A 16,783-nucleotide genomic window follows, 5' to 3' on the forward strand; every position below is an offset into this window, starting at 1 on the left:
ATTGTGTCGATTACCCAAAGCGTTACAACATAACACTTTAAAAAACTTATTAACCGTATGTTACTTACAGAGGCAGTGCAATAAGTGTGCGTTGGCGCTCAAATAAAACGCGACAAAAAGCCGAAGCAAGTGACTATGACGCCACAAAAATACAAGACAAAAACATTTAGAGGCATGATTTATTTGAAAAAGCCTCTTTTTAAGCAGTTCTGATTCTGATGCCGTTCGCTGCCAGACTCAGAGTTTGTTTCGCAACATTCAACAAAACCTCAGCGGGCACTAATCCATCAGGTACACGCCTTTTCGTGAATAACTGTTAACCACTGCCCATTCCCGCAGTACAGATGAATTTCCCCATCAACACGTTGTGCTCACACCTAGTCTGCTGCACAACCAGAAGCCCTCACCTGGTATCTGCAACATGCCAGCACGGGTGATCCATCGAAGTGCCACATCAATCGACTACAGCACTGTGAGGTATACAAAAGAGATTATTTAGGTCCGCACTTGCAAATGATAGTGGATATCATTTGTATTTTTAGAATAATCACGTATTATTCCCGAAAAAATTAATTTAACTCTCTCTAAACTCTCTGGAAGCTTAACGTATGAAATTGAATATTCTGGCTAAATCTGTTGGTTTAGCACTTGTTTCTGTCGCTACTGCATCAACCGCTATTGCAGATGAAACAAAAGAACTGGATGTAATTGTTGTACAAGGTCAAAAGATAGACCGGACTTTGCAAGACACACCAAGCAGTGTTGCAGTCGTTACCAGCAAGGACATGGAACAAAACAACCTACAGAATATCAATGACGCCTTTTCGATGATGCCAAACGTATCTGGAGACTTTAACGATGGCTTCAGAATACGTGGCGTCGACTCGTTCTCCGTATCAGGCGGCGGTAATAGCTTCTTAACCAGTATGTACCTTGATGGTGCGCCTCTGCCATTTCGCATGGTCAAAAGTGGCGGATTGTCTGTTTGGGATCTGGCACAGGTTGAAGTGTTCCGTGGTCCTCAGTCAACTCTGCAAGGGCGCAACGCGCTGGCGGGTGCCATTATGATCCGCTCGCAAGATCCAACCTATGAGCCATCTGCTAAATTTAAAGCCACCGTTGGCCAACACGGTCAGCAGGAATTTGCGTTCGCCGGTGGTATGGGCCTGATAGAAGATATGCTGGCATTCAGAGTCAGCTACGAAGACAAAGAAACCGACGGTGACATTGACAACACAACGCGTGGAGATACGTCTAATTTCGAAGAGAGTCAGACCCTGCGCACCAAAGTATTGTTTGAACCAAACGACGACATCGATGTGCTATTGACTTACACCAACAATGAAAATCGCTTTGGTGTTTTCTGGAGCCTGTACGACTTTGGTGAGTCTCCGTTCGACCGTACCGTAGATTTCAACTCTCCAATTTGGGAAGAAACCAAAACGGATATCTATAACCTGGAAGTCACCTGGGATGTGAATGAGACAACGTCATTCCACTCTATTACCACGTACAACGAATCTGACTATGGCTATAACTGGGATGGTGATATGCAACCTACCCAGATTGTCAAAGACAATGCCAATCGCCGTACGGATGAAACCTTTAGCCAGGAACTCAGATTAACTTATGAATCTGACGATCTTCAGGCCGCATTTGGCTTGTATGCATCACAGGTTGATGTTGATGACCGGGCAGAGGGACAACGTATCCTGACCCTGCAACAAGCGGTTGGTGTATCGGACTTTACAACAGCGGTTACCGGATTACTCATGCAACAAGGGCTTCCTGTCGAAGTTGCAGCGCAGACAGCAGCTATGGCTGCCCCTTTGTATCCTAATATCGACCCTGTTGTCCTTAATATGAACTACGGTTTAGCACAAAAAATTAAGACGGCAGCGATATACGGCGATGTAACCTGGTCTGTCACAGAGCAAATCGATCTACTGGCTGGCCTGCGATACGACACAGAAGAGCAAACTAATAGCGCCGACAATGCTTACACTATAGATAATCACCTACCTGATCCAACTCAGGTTCCAGCGCAACTAAGCCCTCTTGTAACTGGGATCAATGCTTATCTGAATGGCTTTGCGGCCTCAGCCTCTGGCGTAGAGCCTGAGTCGAGCGAAGACTTTAGTGCCTGGTTACCCAAATTGGGCGCGACGTATCACTTCAACCAAGATATATCGACCAGCTTTATTTACCAAAAAGGTTATCGCTCAGGTGGGGTTGGCTTTAACATGGCCCGCTCTCGTATCTTTAGTTACGAGCCTGAGTACACCGACAACTATGAGTTATCGTTCCGCTCGGTATGGCTCGATGGCAAGCTGGTGGTCAATGCCAATGCATTTATGCTGGAATGGAAAGATCAGCAGGTAAAACAGCGCCTTTCTGGTGCACTGTACGACACAGAAACCGTGAACGCTGGTGAATCTGAGGTAAAAGGCTGGGAAGCTGAAGTATTCTATTACCCAAGCAAAAATTGGTCGGTAACCGCAGGGGCTGGCCTGGCAAAAACCAAGTTCACCGAGTTTGGCCCACAGACCGGTCGTCCGTTCGCCGATGCCCCAGACTGGACAGCCAATGTGGCTTCCAACTACACCTTTGACAATGGCCTGTACGTCAATGTTAACGCCAAATACACAGGATCAAGCTTAGCTTACATGAACCCTAAAGTAGCATTGGAAGCGGACAAGTACGCCCTCAATAATGAGCCGGTGAATGATGATCGCTTAATCGTAAACTCGCAAGTGGGTTATAAGTGGGATAACTACAGCGTACGTCTGGATGTCAGAAACTTATTCGACAAAGATTATATCCGCAGTTACTTCAAAGAAGCCGACAACGAGGGCAAGACGTTCACCAGTTATGGGCAGCAATACATTGGTAAGTCTCGTCAGGTCTCTTTGACTTTTCAGATGGAATTTTAAGCTCTGTTGAGCAAACTTACCCGCGAAAAAAGCCTAATAGCCGCCGCAAGGCGGCTATTTGTTTTACAACTGATTTCTACCATCAAATTCAGTAATTACAAGCGCCCTTGGATCAAGTCCATCGACACAACCCAGATTGACCCGGTAACAGCCCGGCTCATAGCTGGTATCATGAAAAGGGTAGATACCACACACCTTACAAAAATAGTGATTAACATCACAATCGCCCAGTGATAGATACTTAAACTATCTTTACCCGATAACAGCGTGAAGGCATGTCCCGCGAAGCTTTGCTTCGACATTATGGCGTTTTTTCTTATGCAAACAGAGCAATTGCATTGCAGCGCTTCTGTGAGCTTCTCACTTTCAAATTCAAACTGTACCGCTCTACAGTGACAACTTCCCATATACTTCATTGCTTTTCCTACTTTGTTAACAAACACACTGCACATATACAACTGTATATAAAAACAGTTAAAAATTGAAACGAATTATTTGCTCACTACCGATAACGTTTCAAAGTGGAATGGTAATATGCTGAAATATAAGAAATTACCTATCAATAAAAACAATAATGAAAATCATCGTTGCGGATGACCACCATATCGTCAGGCAGGGACTGCTAGCACTGATCCAAGCAGCCAAGGTCGGCACTGTTATTGCTGATGTTGGCTCCGGAAAACAGGCCTGGCAGTGCATTCTTAAACATGAACCGGATATCGCGATTCTAGATATCACAATGGGTGAAGTCAGCGGCCTCAGTGTGTGTCAGCGCATCAAAGCGCGAGACCTTAAAACCCGAGTAATATTGCTCACCATGCATAGCGACATAAAAGTGGTCGACAATGCGCTTGAAGCTGGCGCACATGGGTATCTACCCAAAAGCGACACATTTCATTCACTGATCAAAGCCATTCATACTGTACACACTGGCAGGCAATATATCAGTGCCAGTCATCAATCTGAATTGCAGAGCTATCGCAACAACAAAGCTGATTTTGATTTAACCATTCGGGAAAAAGAAATTATTCACCATATCTCCTTAGGCCAAACCAACAAAGAAATTGGAGAGGCCCTGTTTATCTCCGCCAAAACAGTAGATGCGCACCGTACCCGGGTTATGAAAAAACTGGGATTTAAAAAAACAGCTCAGCTGGTGCGTTTTGCGATTGAGGAAGGGATATCGCTGTAATTTAACAGCCACAGCACGAGCATTTGAGCCGATATAGGGGAAATACCCTATTTATATTCACAGGTGGTGTTTGTAACTTGTATGGGCATTTAATAATGCGAACCCAACAATACCCATATATTCAAGGACTAGACAATGAAATTAACCTCCAAAGCGATCGGTATAAATCGACTTTCCCGAACCAAAAAATTCGGCTCTGGCAAGCGCCTGTCACGAGTAGCAATGGCTATCGCTCTGTTCAGTTTACCAACACTGGGCTATGCAGGTACGCCACTTAAAGTCGGAAGCGAATTCTTAGTCAACACACATATGCCAGAGAACCAGCTCTCCTCTTCAGTTGGCCGTCTTAATGACGGGCAGTTCGTGATAGTGTGGCAAAGTAAGGAGCAGGACGGCAGCGTGTATGGTATTTATGCACAACGCTATGATGCATCGGGTAGCCCTGTCGGCTCCGAGTTTCGCGTCAACAGCATCACCGACGGTTCTCAGGTAGACCCTGAGGTTGCGACCCTTCATGATGGGAGCTTTGTTGTAGTTTGGGCTACAAACAAAACCGATGGAGCTGTGATTGCTGCGCAGCATTTTAATGTTGACGGCACCCGTGCCGGGGAACAAGTCACACTACATAATAGTGCTGCTCAATCAGTTCATGGTGTTTCAATTTCTCCATTGTCAACCGGAGGGTATATCATCGGCTGGTCTGAGTATTCAAGGGCTGATTCAGATACAAACTCATTCGCGAGCGTATTTAATAACAGTGGTGTAATGCAATCATCCCAACCGATGAAGAAATCAGGTGCATCTTTCCCTGAGATTGTACAAACCAGTGACAATGGATTCTTAATGATCGCAAAGTCTACTCGCGCCTCTCGCCTTATTGGTCAACAATATGATGCCAATGGAGATGTTGACGGCACTGAGTTTTTCGTCAGCACAGTCAGTGGATTTTCTGAGAGTTCTCCCTCGATTTACAGCTTATACAACGGTGAATTCGTGGTTGTCTGGACCAGCTTAGATCGTGATGGCGATGCCGTGGGGGTATATGCAAGACATTTTGATTCAAACGTCGTTGCGAAAGGGGATGACTTTGTGGTCAATACACATACACAAGATGACCAGACAAGCCCCTCCGGCACAGCGCTTGATAACGGTGGCTACCTGATCACCTGGTACAGTTGGCAACAAGACGGCAGCAATTATGGTATTTTTGCGCAAGCCTTTAACAACGATGGCAGCCGTAATGGAGAAGAGTTTCAGGTCAATACAACGACTGATGACACTCAGTTTTCCCCTGCAATAAGTGCAATCAGTAGCAATGATTTTGTTGTCAGCTGGAGCGGTAAACTGGCATCAGGTGATTACAATGTTTACGCACAGAGATTCCAGCTTGAAGCCGTTCAAGCCGATACCATGACACTCTCCATGCCTCAATCCACAGTGCTGCAAGGCGATGTTATCACACTGCCTCTACACGTATCAGGTAATGACATTTATGGTCTGGATGCCGTCGTCAGCCTGAGTGATACCACCAAAGCCCGTATTTCTGGAGGGGAATATGGTGAGTTTCTGCCTTCAGATGAGCGCCTCTCTGTGCCCATGGGTATCAGCGACAACCAATGGGATGGCGCACTGGCACTGATTGCCCCAGCCACCGCCAAGTCGGGCGAAGGCGACTTTGCCGCTGTCACTCTGATTGCCGAGCAAGCGGGTAATGTCAACCTGACACTGCAAGCGCAAATGACCGACCAGCAAGGCAATTACCTGCTGCAAAACAGTACCGACTACACCTTCACCATCGCAGAGTCCGTCACCTTAACTGGCAACATTTCCAGCCTGAGCACCGCTGGCGACTACGCCTTTGTGACGCTCTTAATCAACGGCCAGCCCGTCACCATTAACCCGGATGGCAGCTTCTCTGTGCGCGTTGGCCTGGGTGACGTCACCATGGCGTTAAGTGCACCTGGATATCTCACGGCCGAAAAGCAGGTCAACCTGGCTACAGGTCAGGCTGATATCGACTTTGGTCAGATTAACTTAGTTGGCGGTGACAGCAATGGCGACAACCAAATCGACATTGCCGACCTGACCCTGCTGCTGGGCGCTTATCGCTCTGTTGAAGGCGAACAAAACGGCTATGTGATGGCCGCCGACTTTAATCGCGACGGCGCTATCAACCTGCGGGATTTAACCCTGCTGGGTGCCAACTTTGGTAAACAAGTACCACAAAGCTGGTAACTAATAAACGGGGTGATTGAATTAGATCTCCCCGATATTCATAAACGTCTGGCACACAACAAAATAGGGGAAATACCCTATTTATCTCTACAAGCTGTACTTGTAATTTGTGCAGGCATTTCGATGAAGTGTAATTTCAATATTTTATACCCAATGTATTCAAGGAACTGACAATGAAAATGGTATCTAAAAAAGCAACAGAAAAGCGGGCTACCTCAGCCCACCCCCTCTCTCTGGGCGCGCGTATTGTTCGTGCAACCTTGCCTGTTTTTTTATGTAGCTTGCCCTTTCTCAGCCAGGCACAAACGCCTCTCAAAACCGACAATGAGTTTTTGGTCAACACCTATACACAAGGAAGCCAAAGTTCATCTGTACTAAGCCGGCTCACTGATGGCAAATTCGTTGCAGTGTGGCAAAGCGCAGGACAGGACGGCAGTGGCACTGGAATTTACGCACAGCTTTATGACGTAGCAGGGGCCCCTATTGGTACAGAGTTCCGTGTTAATACAACCACCTTCGATTCTCAGACATCACCTAGCCTGGCCACACTCAATGATGGTAGCTTCGTGGTTGTATGGAGAAACAGTTCAGATGGCGGCCCAGGAGGCGAAACTATTTCTGCACAACGTTTTGACGAAAACGGGAGCAAATTAGGCAGTGAAATACGTGTGCAATCTAGCCCCGCAGAGTATATTGAAAACGTGTCAATCGCCCCGCTAGACAATGGCGGCTTTGTTGTTGGCTGGGGACAAATGCAGTTTGGCTATCGCACCTACGCACAGGTTTATAATGCTGATGGCTCCACCGCAGGCTCGAAAATCACAGGCAAATCGGACTCCCGTGACGCCCAAGTTGTCGCTACCCAAGGTGGTTTTATGCTAATTGCGCATGAATCCAATCGCTTGTTTGGTCAACGCTACCTGGTAAGTGGAGAAACCAATGGTACTGAGTTTTTCATCAGTGAGAACAGTGGCTATTCACAGTCAGGCGCCACAATCAGCCGCTTGAGTAACAATGATTTGCTCATTGCCTGGGAAAGTTTGAACCAAGATGGCAGCAGTTTTGGAGTCTATGCAAGACGATTCAATGCGGATGCGACAACCCAAGGTGCTGAATTCAGAGTAAATACAGTTACTCAGAACGGACAGTTTAATCCTACAAGCACTCCTCTGGACAATGGTGGTTATGTTGTTAGCTGGCAGAGCTCAGAGCAAGATGGTAGCCAGGAAGGCATTTATGCGCAGGCTTTTAACAGCGATGACAGTCGCAATGGTAGTGAGTTTTTAGTCAATTCAACGACCGAAAACCGTCAGATTGTCCCCGCCATAAGTGCAATCAGTAACAATAATTTTGTTGTCAGCTGGAGCGGTAGACTGGCATCAGGTGATTACAACATTTACGCACAGAGGTTCCAGCTTGAAACCATTCAAGCCGATACCATGACACTCTCCATGCCTCAATCCACAGTGCTGCAAGGCGATGTTATCACACTGCCTCTACACGTATCAGGTAATGACATTTATGGTCTGGATGCCGTCGTCAGCCTGAGTGATACCACCAAAGCCCGTATTTCTGGTGGTGAATATGGTGAGTTTCTGCCTTCAGATGAACGCCTGTCTGTCCCTATGGGTGTCAACGACAACCAGTGGGATGGTGCCCTTGCACTGATGGCCCCGGCCACGGCTAAATCCGGTGACGGTGACTTTGCATCCGTGACCTTAGTTGCCGAACAAGCCGGCACCGTTAATCTAACCTTGCAAGCGCAAATGACCGACCAGCAAGGCAATTACCTGCTGCAAAACAGTACCGACTACGCCTTCACCATCGCAGAGTCCGTCACCTTAACGGGTAATATTTCCAGCCTGAGCACCGCTGGCGACTACGCCTTTGTGACGCTCTTAATCAACGGCCAGCCCGTCACCATTAACCCGGATGGCAGCTTCTCTGTGCGCGTTGGCCTGGGTGACGTCACCATGGCGTTAAGTGCACCTGGATATCTCACGGCCGAAAAGCAGGTCAACCTGGCTACAGGTCAGGCTGATATCGACTTTGGTCAGATTAACTTAGTTGGCGGTGACAGCAATGGCGACAACCACATCGACATTGCCGATCTGACCCTGCTGCTGGGTGCTTATCGCTCTGTTGAAGGCGAACAAAACGGCTATGTGATGGCCGCCGACTTTAATCGCGACGGCGCTATCAACCTGCGGGATTTAACCCTGCTGGGTGCCAACTTTGGTAAACAAGGACCACAAAGCTGGTAACTAATAAACGGGGTTAGGGTTTAACACTAACCCCTTTATATCAATTTTAAGGAGTAGCAAGATGAAATATATAGTGTGTATTGCCGCGTTACTGGTGAGTCTGAGCGCATTTGCAGAGCAAGGACGTATTTACCTTAATACCTCTGATCCACACATTAAAACCGGCAGTGAGTTTTATGTCGATGTGATGGTTGAGGACCTGCCAGAAGTGTATGGCGTACAGTTAACTCTAAATTACGACGCCAAGTCCATAACCTTGATTGATCAGGACACTAAAGCTAAAGGCGCTGCGCTTGAACAGGGCCACTTTCTCGATGAAGACCACCTGTATACCCTGCGTAACCAGGCAGATTCACAAAAAGGTCAGATCCAGTATATTGTCAGCCAGGTCGCTCCGGCTAAAAGCGCGGTTGGTAGTGGACGCCTCGCTCGGCTTTATTTCACTGCACCAGACAACGCCATCAACACTGAGATCTCAATTCAGAATGCTGAATTTGGCACCCGCAAAGGCGAAAAATATGTGTACACGCCTAAGGCCCCTCTGGCCTTGAGTTTCGACGCCAGCTATCAGGTACAAGATAAGCCAGCCTCAGGAAATCAGATCTGGGCATTTAGCTTAGCTACTGTGGTGCTGTTAATTATATTGGGTGGACTCTTGATGCGTAAACAACCTGCAGCCTCACACGCAAATCACCCTGCTTAGATAAAAGCGGCTGATTAACGATGCTTGTACTGTGTCGGGCAATAGCCCCTGGAAACCTCAGCTGGACGTAACTTGCTGTGCTTGGTTGTCCGACCACTAACCCGCCTGCGCCACAACCGAAAACTGGCTGGTTTAAGGTGATGACGCATCAGCCTGATCAACGCAGATTCATTTAACCCGAATTGCTGCTCGATGGCTTCAAAGGGCGTTCTGTCTTCCCACGCCATCTCGATGACTCTTGATTGCTCATCACTCGTTAACTGCATTATGTACTCCTATCTTGCGTTTCTACCCTGTAACAGTACGAGACAAAAAGCTGGGCGGTTTAGTGGGTTGCTGTGTATTTGGTGATGAACCTGGGAGTTTCGGGCTTTTTCTTTGGAAGCGGCAACGACGGTGAGTACAGCAACTTAATTCAACAATGTGCTTTGGATTCATCCATGAAGCGCTAACCGGCTCGGCGTCCATTGCCTCGCGTTCACGCCTGAAAAAGCGGTGCTTTTTCCGGGCGGCGTTCACCCTCTCACGCGGGGAGCACAGCAACTTAATTCAACAATGTGCTTTGGATTCATCCATGAAGCGCTAACCAGCTCGGCGTCCATTGCCTCGCGTTCACGCCTGAAAAAGCGGTGCTTTTTCCGGGCGGCGTTCACCCTCTCACGCGGGGAGCACAGCAACTTAGTTCAACAATGTGCTTTGGATTCATCCATGAAGCGCTAACCGGCTCGGCGTCCATTGCCTCGCGTTCACGCCTGAAAAAGCGGTGCTTTTTCCGGGCGGCGTTCACCCTCTCACGCGGGGAGCACAGCAACTTAATTCAACAATGTGCTTTGGATTCATCCATGAAGCGCTAACCGGCTCGGCGTCCATTGCCTCGCGTTCACGCCTGAAAAAGCGGTGCTTTTTCCGGGCGGCGTTCACCCTCTCACGCGGGGAGCACAGCAGCCTCCTTATGAGCCTTTGATATACAAGGCCAGAAACCGATATTTGCGCTAACCTCCGGGGTTTTGATGAGAACCTGGGGTTAGCGCAACCTGGTTTCAAATGGCTCATTTCACCTTGCGCAAAGACCAAGCTGAAGCTTGACTTTGCACTAAAGTTCGCAAAAAAGAGATACTTAACCTCGAGTACGAGTGGGCACATCCTTGTGGAGGGCTTCTGGCGCGTAACGCGTGTCATCAACATCCATGTCTCGCGTTCGCAAAAAAAGAGATACTTAATCTTAAGTACGAGTGGAAACACCTCCGTGTGGAGGGCTTCCGGCGCGTAACGCGTGTCATCAACATCCATGTCTCGCGTTCGCAAAAAAAGAGATACTTAATCTTAGGTACGAGTGGAAACACCTCCTTGTGGAGGGCTTCCGGCTCACCCATCCATGGCTGAGCGTTCAGCAAGCTGCGAAGCTTTGCTTCGGTCTTGCTGAACCCAAACATCCTCGTGTAGGGAGCCTTGGTAGTTTACTTTGGTGGGGTCGAAGTGGATTGTCTGGGCTGACTTTTTCTGGGTCTGATAGTCTTTGGTCAGATTCACAATGGTCGGGGTGAGTTGAATGATGGCGTAAATATTTACTAAGGTCATTAAACCCAGTGCCATGTCTGCCAGGCTCCAGACTTGTTGTAAGGTAGCGCTTGCGCCCCACAATACCATCGCCAGGTAAACCGCGGTGTAACCAAGCCGCCCAGCTTTGTTATCCAATTTAAATAAGTGCAGGTTACTCTCTGCATAAGCGTAATTGGCCACCACGGAGGTAAAAGCAAATAAGGTAATTGCCGCCGCTATCAGATACTCGCCCGCTTCTCCAAAGTGCGACTGCATAGCATTTTGAGTAAGGCTGATCCCCGCCATTTCGCCGCTGACAGGCAGCCCTGACAATAGCACCACCACGGCGGTACAGCTACATAACACCAGAGTATCTATAAAAACACCGAGCATTTGCACATACCCCTGTGCAACCGGATGATTGGGCACGGGTGTCGCGCCCGCAGCAGCATGGGGGACACTGCCTGCCCCGGCTTCGTTAGAATACAAACCTCGCTGAATACCATTTTTAATGGCTGCGCCCAATGCCCCCGCACCGGCTTCGCTCAGGCCAAAGGCCGACTGAATAATATCCAGCAACATGGCAGGTACTTGAGTAATATTGATGATTAAGATCACCAGGGCCGTTGCGACAAACGCCAGGCCCATAAAGGGCACGATCAGCTCGGCAAAACGGGCGATACTGCGCAAACCGCCATACACTATCACGCCAGCCAGCGCGGCAATCACCAGGCCTGTATAAAGCGGATTAATGGCAAAGGTATTATTGAGTGCCTCAGCAATTGTATTAGCCTGCATGGCGCTGAAACTAAAGCCATATCCCAGGAATAAACACAGCGCAAACACCACCGCCAGTTTCGGCTTACCCAAACCAGCACGAATGTAATAGGCAGGGCCGCCGCGAAACTCACGATGCTCATCGCGGACCTTATACAACTGACCTAAGACACTCTCCGCAAACCCGGTCGCCATGCCAAGCAGCGCAATGACCCACATCCAGAATACCGCACCGCTACCACCCAACGAAATGGCCATTGCCACACCGGCGAGATTACCAGTGCCCACACGCGCAGACAGGCCGGTACACAACGCAGCAAAAGAACTGATCCCAGAACTGTCTCCGCTCATGCTGCCTTTCATCACGCTGAACATGTGGCCAAAATGGCGAAACTGGACACATTTCAGTCGCCAGGTAAACCACACTCCGGCTATCAGCAGCAGGTAAATAAGTATCTGGCCCTGTCCCCAAAGAAGCTTATTAATCGGGTCTACAATCAATGCCATCATACTCACCTGCCTGTTTTAATTGTTGTTATATTTCCCGTCGTCTAACGCCGGGATAAATGCACACCTGCCAGCATACAGCGTACCGAGCCGCCTGCGAGCTCTATTGCTGAGACGTCCAGCGGCAATAAGCTGACACATGACTCCAGTACCGCTATTTGTTCTGCCGCCAGTGCATCATATGCCGTTTGTGACAGCGCCAGAATACGACCCTTGTCTGAGCTAAGTTCCAGGGCGTTGCCACAAAACGCATTGATTTGTGCCTCACTCAACTCTATCAGCTTTTTACCCGCGAGCTGCAATCTTTGTTTAATTTCTGCGCGCCGTTTTGGGTCCACAATCATGTCAAACCCACCCAATGCGTAATCACTGCCAACACACAAAAGGACATTGGTGTGATAGACAGGCACGCCCTGCTCACTGATGGCATCAAATACCATAGGTTCGAAATTAAAGTGACTACAAAAACGCTCAAGCACATGTGAATCGGTGCGTTTGGATCGCGCCGTATAAGCAACGCGTTCGATATGGTCAAGCACCATAGCCCCCGTGCCTTCCAGGAACAGATCGTCATATTCCAGACCAGAATAGTCGATTACATCTTGTACCCGATACTCTCGTTTAAGCAGCTCTATAATGTCTGTGCGACGCTCCCTGCGACGATTTTTCGCATACATAGGGTAAATGGCAATTTGTCCCCCGGCATGCGTCGAAAACCAGTTGTTAGGAAATACTGAGTCGGGCGTATCCGTGCCCAGATCTTCAAACAAGTGCACCCTTACACCCGCCTCTTCCAGCAGCTCTGCCACACGCGATACTTGTTCATAAGCCTGTTGACTGATGCCGCCGTCAAATTGCTGGTCCTGAGACTGAAAGCTGTTGTCGGCCCGGGTTTCTTCATTGGGCAAAAAATGGTGTGACCGGATCATCACAACGGCACTGGGCGCTTGTGGAAACATAACTGAGATACCTCTTTTAACTGAAACTGAAAAAATTCGTTACCTTTTATGCTGCAAAGCACGCGTACAAGCTCCAAGAACCTGCGCATTGCACTGACAAGGTGTACAGAATAGACGTACAACTACCTGGAATATTTTTTCATCGATTTACGACTATAAGAAAATAAATGCAAAAACGGTAGCAGTGATTTACTCCCATACCCAAAGTCAATACACTAAGCGCTGGTTTTACAGACTCAGGAAAGTAGTGATGATCACGGTAGGTATCGACTTAGGCACAACCAATAGTGCAGTCAGTTATTGGGATGGCGAACAAAGTGTGTTAATTCCCAACTCTTTGGGCGATTATTTGACACCTTCAGTAGTTGGTATCGACAATAGCGGTGAGGTGTTGGTTGGCAAAGCAGCAAAAGAACGACTGATCTCACACCCATTGCAAACCACAGCCCTGTTTAAACGCTATATGGGTACGCAGCGCACCGTAACTCTTGGCAAGCAACATTATAGTGCCGCTGAGTTATCATCCCTGGTGCTCAAATCTCTTAAAGCAGACGCCGAAGCCCAGTTGTCACAACCTGTAACGCAAGCCGTGATCAGTGTACCAGCCTACTTTAACGATTATCAGCGCAAGGCCACCAAACTGGCAGCCGAACTCGCCGGACTGGAAGTGTTACGGTTGATCAATGAACCCACGGCGGCGGCGCTGGCCTATGGCCTGCAATCTGAAGAGGATGATACTCATTATCTGATCCTGGATCTGGGCGGCGGCACCTTTGATGTGACCATTTTGGAATACTTCGACCGAGTGATGGAAGTCAAAGCATCTGCAGGCGACAATCACCTGGGTGGTGAAGACTTTACCGGCTTGTTGATTTCAGATTTTTTGCGCCAGCACCAACTGGAGCCCCAGCAACTTAACGAACATCAGCAACAAAATCTGACCCGCCTGATTGACGAGTGTAAATGTCGTTTGAGTGGCGAAAAGCAATCAAGCTTTGATATTGAACTAAACGGACAAACCTTAAGCTACGAGCTCACTGAAGAGAAAATGCGCGACATCTGTCAGCCACTGCTAAACCGCTTACTCTCACCAATTGAGCGGGCATTTAATGACGCGGGCCTGAGCCCTTCAGACATAGACCACATTGTCATGGTCGGCGGCGCATCGCGCATGAATATCTATAAGCAATGCCTTATCAAAGCACTCAAGTGCTTTCCAACTTCCCAGCTTGATCCTGATCTGGTGGTTGCTCTTGGCGCGGGTATACAGGCAGGCCTGGTGGATAAAAATGAAGCCCTGGATGATGTGGTACTGACCGACGTTTCTGCATTCAGCCTGGGCACAGGCACTCACAATGAACACGATACCGATGGCAAGGTCGGTAACTATTTTACCCCTATTATCGAGCGCAATACGGTCTTGCCGAGCAGTAAAGAGCAGATATTTTACCCTGTTCATAAAGACCAGAAGCGCCTGTTGATGACTGTGTATCAAGGTGAGAGCCGCTACGTAAAAAACAATATCAAACTGGGTGAAATTGATGTGCCGTTGCCCAAGTCAGACAACATTGATGACAAAATGATCCGCATGCGTTTTACTTACGATATCAGTGGCCTGCTGGACGTGGACATCATCGTTGAGCGCACACAGCAAACTTTCAGCCAGACCTTTGAGCAATCGTCGTCTACGCTGACAGATAAGGAAAAAAGCCAGCTAAAAGAGAAAATGCAAAAGCTCAAAGTGCACCCAAGAGCGCAGCAACGTAACCGACTGCTGATGGCGAAACTGGAGCGCATCTACGAACAAAGCCGTGCCCAATACCGTGAGCAAATCGCAGAATTAATCACGTACTGGGAAGCTGCACTAAGCAGTCAGGACAGCCAGCGTATCGATCAGGCATATCAGGAAATTACCCGGTTTTTAGAAGAATTAGGTGAGTAAAAGTGACAGACAATCCCTGGGAAGTACTGGGCATTGACCCCGGTGCCGATAAAAAGACCATAAAACGTGCCTACACAAGTAAGCTTAAGTTATGTAAACCCGATGAAGACCCTGAGGGGTTTCAACAACTGCGTGCAGCCTACGACGCGGCTTTAGCTTATCTGGAAGAGCAACCACAGCAACGCGTGAAACTGGGCTCAACAGATGCGCTGCACAGCCAGCCTGACACACAGGCTGAACCAGAAGCTGCGCCCCCAGCTACTTTACCCGAGGCACCGGAGCAACCCGATTTTTCCGCCCAGGAACAACACGTAAGCCATGTTGAACCGAGCATACCTGCTAACAATCAGGAAATGCAGGAGTTTAAAAAAGAGCTGGCGGAGCTGCTGGATAACTCCTATCGCCGCAATCAGCAAGGTGCCTGGCAGTTACTGATTGAACACCCAGCCTGCGTGGATGTGCAAAACCGTCGAGCGGCCTCGCACCGGATATTTTACGCCATACTGAACTATCAAAAGTCGGAGCGAGCAGAGGTCACTCCACTGGATATAGAAGTCCTGGTATTTTTGAACCTGCACTTTGACTGGGCGGAAGATCAGGAGCTGGAGGAGCAGGTGGGTCATCCCGATTTTTACAACATGACCCATAAAGAGATGCCAGAACCAGAAATTCGTATTGAGCCGGTGGGTGACACCAGTAACATTGCTAATCTTTTTATCGGTCTGACCATTCTCTGTGCTCTGGGCCTGATCATGATTTCTATCTAAGCATCCGGCACTTCTTGTGGCGGCTGGGCTGGCAGAGGTTGAGCATCACGGCTGCGCTTTCGCCACCAGGCAGCCAGCACTGAGCCACTGACATTGTGCCAAATCGAAAACAAAGTCCCGGCCAGCGCGCTGGCCGGGGCAAAAAACTTCATCGCCAGCGCAACCGCCAGACCCGAGTTTTGTAACCCCACTTCCAGTGCTATCGTTCGGCAGCTTTTTTCAGGTAAACCCAGCTGTCTGGCAACCAGGTACCCAAGTAACAACCCTGTCGTATTGTGCAGCACCACAGCCAACGCCACAATTGGTCCTATGGTTGGTAAGGTAGCAGCATTTAACGCCACCACAATCGCGATGATCAGCACGATAGCAGCCACGGAAAACAGGGGTAATAAAGGAGTGAATCTTTTCACTACATTGCTGAAAAAATGATTGATCAACACGCCTGCCAGTACCGGGAACAACACGATTTTGAGTAAGTTCAGCATCATTCCGGCCAGCGGAATATCCACCACCTGACCGGCCAGTAACTCAACCAGCAAGGGAGTCAGGATCACGCCAGCCAAGGTGCTCATGGCTGTCATGGAAATAGATAAAGCGACATCGCCTTTGGCCAGAAAACACATCACATTGCTGGCCGTGCCTCCGGCGACGCACCCAACCAGCACCATGCCCAGAGTCAGATCGGCATCAAACTGAAACAATATAGCAATCAACAAGGCCACCACCGGCATCACGCTAAACTGCAATACAAGTCCCGTCAGGACAGCTTTAGGCTGGCTGAGAACATGGCGAAAGTCTCCAGGTGTCAGGGTTAATCCCATGGTCAGCATAATGAACGCCAGCAGAGGAATAATGGCGGCTTTTAAGGAGACAAATGGCGCCGGTGAATAAAACGCACACACACTTAGTGCAATGGCCCATACGGGGAACAGTTGAATGACAAGACGCAGCATAGTAAGCGCTCG

At 48.7% G+C, this 16,783-nt stretch carries 11 protein-coding genes; 7 read left to right on the plus strand and 4 right to left on the minus strand.

The features are described from left to right. Positions 1 to 608 precede the first annotated feature (608 nt). The 5 genes from ELR70_RS20515 to ELR70_RS20540 all read left to right on the plus strand — a co-directional run bounded on the left by ELR70_RS20515 (position 609) and on the right by ELR70_RS20540 (position 9,327). Positions 609 to 2,933, plus strand: coding sequence for a TonB-dependent receptor (locus ELR70_RS20515; RefSeq protein WP_054015540.1), 2,325 nt, complete (start codon positions 609 to 611; stop codon positions 2,931 to 2,933). 574 nt (positions 2,934 to 3,507) lie between these two features. Next, positions 3,508 to 4,125 (plus strand): response regulator transcription factor, encoded by a 618-nt coding sequence (locus tag ELR70_RS20525; RefSeq protein WP_054015542.1) that lies wholly within the window; start codon positions 3,508 to 3,510, stop codon positions 4,123 to 4,125. Positions 4,126 to 4,260: 135 nt separating this feature from the next. Further along, positions 4,261 to 6,360, plus strand: a complete 2,100-nt coding sequence (locus tag ELR70_RS20530) for a dockerin type I domain-containing protein (RefSeq protein ID WP_128064698.1) — start codon at positions 4,261 to 4,263, stop codon at positions 6,358 to 6,360. Between the two features lie 173 nt (positions 6,361 to 6,533). Then, positions 6,534 to 8,624 (plus strand): dockerin type I domain-containing protein, encoded by a 2,091-nt coding sequence (locus tag ELR70_RS20535; RefSeq protein WP_128064699.1) that lies wholly within the window; start codon positions 6,534 to 6,536, stop codon positions 8,622 to 8,624. Between the two features lie 61 nt (positions 8,625 to 8,685). Further along, positions 8,686 to 9,327 carry a cohesin domain-containing protein gene (locus tag ELR70_RS20540; RefSeq protein WP_054015847.1) on the plus strand — a complete coding sequence of 214 codons (642 nt, stop codon included), beginning with the start codon at positions 8,686 to 8,688 and terminating at the stop codon, positions 9,325 to 9,327. Between the two features lie 14 nt (positions 9,328 to 9,341). On the opposite strand, the gene ELR70_RS20545 is transcribed toward ELR70_RS20540, so the two are convergent. From ELR70_RS20545 to ELR70_RS20555, 3 genes are all read right to left on the minus strand, one after another. Continuing rightward, complete coding sequence (locus ELR70_RS20545) at positions 9,342 to 9,593, minus strand: TIGR03643 family protein (RefSeq protein ID WP_054015848.1); 252 nt, start codon at positions 9,591 to 9,593, stop codon at positions 9,342 to 9,344. Between the two features lie 1,099 nt (positions 9,594 to 10,692). Continuing rightward, complete coding sequence (locus ELR70_RS20550) at positions 10,693 to 12,153, minus strand: alanine/glycine:cation symporter family protein (protein WP_235577107.1); 1,461 nt, start codon at positions 12,151 to 12,153, stop codon at positions 10,693 to 10,695. A 41-nt stretch (positions 12,154 to 12,194) separates the two neighbouring features. Then, on the minus strand, positions 12,195 to 13,109 hold the full coding sequence (locus tag ELR70_RS20555) for an arginine deiminase-related protein (RefSeq protein WP_054015851.1): 915 nt from the start codon (positions 13,107 to 13,109) through the stop codon (positions 12,195 to 12,197). A gap of 250 nt (positions 13,110 to 13,359) precedes the next feature. Between ELR70_RS20555 and ELR70_RS20560 the strand changes: the two genes are divergently transcribed. Both ELR70_RS20560 and ELR70_RS20565 read left to right on the plus strand, forming a co-directional pair. Then, positions 13,360 to 15,051: a molecular chaperone HscC gene (locus ELR70_RS20560; protein ID WP_054015852.1), complete on the plus strand. Its 1,692-nt coding sequence runs from the start codon at positions 13,360 to 13,362 to the stop codon at positions 15,049 to 15,051. Positions 15,052 to 15,053: 2 nt separating this feature from the next. Next, complete coding sequence (locus tag ELR70_RS20565) at positions 15,054 to 15,818, plus strand: J domain-containing protein (protein WP_054015853.1); 765 nt, start codon at positions 15,054 to 15,056, stop codon at positions 15,816 to 15,818. Here ELR70_RS20565 and ELR70_RS20570 read toward each other — a convergent pair. After that, a complete protein-coding gene (locus ELR70_RS20570; protein WP_054015854.1) occupies positions 15,815 to 16,771 on the minus strand; it encodes a bile acid:sodium symporter family protein in 957 nt (318 codons plus the stop codon). The genes ELR70_RS20565 and ELR70_RS20570 overlap by 4 nt on opposite strands. Between the last annotated feature and the right edge of the window lie 12 nt (positions 16,772 to 16,783).

Source organism: Pseudoalteromonas sp. R3 (assembly GCF_004014715.1).
GTDB lineage: Bacteria > Pseudomonadota > Gammaproteobacteria > Enterobacterales > Alteromonadaceae > Pseudoalteromonas.

Bases quoted from the DNA above. Each gene is read 5' to 3' on its own strand.
- ELR70_RS20560 (WP_054015852.1), top strand. From the start codon at position 13,360: ATGATCACGGTAGGTATCGACTTAGGCACAACCAATAGTGCAGTCAGT.
- ELR70_RS20535 (WP_128064699.1), top strand. From the start codon at position 6,534: ATGAAAATGGTATCTAAAAAAGCAACAGAAAAGCGGGCTACCTCAGCC.
- ELR70_RS20530 (WP_128064698.1), top strand. From the start codon at position 4,261: ATGAAATTAACCTCCAAAGCGATCGGTATAAATCGACTTTCCCGAACC.
- ELR70_RS20570 (WP_054015854.1), bottom strand. From the start codon at position 16,771: ATGCTGCGTCTTGTCATTCAACTGTTCCCCGTATGGGCCATTGCACTA.
- ELR70_RS20545 (WP_054015848.1), bottom strand. From the start codon at position 9,593: ATGCAGTTAACGAGTGATGAGCAATCAAGAGTCATCGAGATGGCGTGG.
- ELR70_RS20540 (WP_054015847.1), top strand. From the start codon at position 8,686: ATGAAATATATAGTGTGTATTGCCGCGTTACTGGTGAGTCTGAGCGCA.
- ELR70_RS20525 (WP_054015542.1), top strand. From the start codon at position 3,508: ATGAAAATCATCGTTGCGGATGACCACCATATCGTCAGGCAGGGACTG.
- ELR70_RS20550 (WP_235577107.1), bottom strand. From the start codon at position 12,153: ATGATGGCATTGATTGTAGACCCGATTAATAAGCTTCTTTGGGGACAG.
- ELR70_RS20555 (WP_054015851.1), bottom strand. From the start codon at position 13,109: ATGTTTCCACAAGCGCCCAGTGCCGTTGTGATGATCCGGTCACACCAT.
- ELR70_RS20515 (WP_054015540.1), top strand. From the start codon at position 609: ATGAAATTGAATATTCTGGCTAAATCTGTTGGTTTAGCACTTGTTTCT.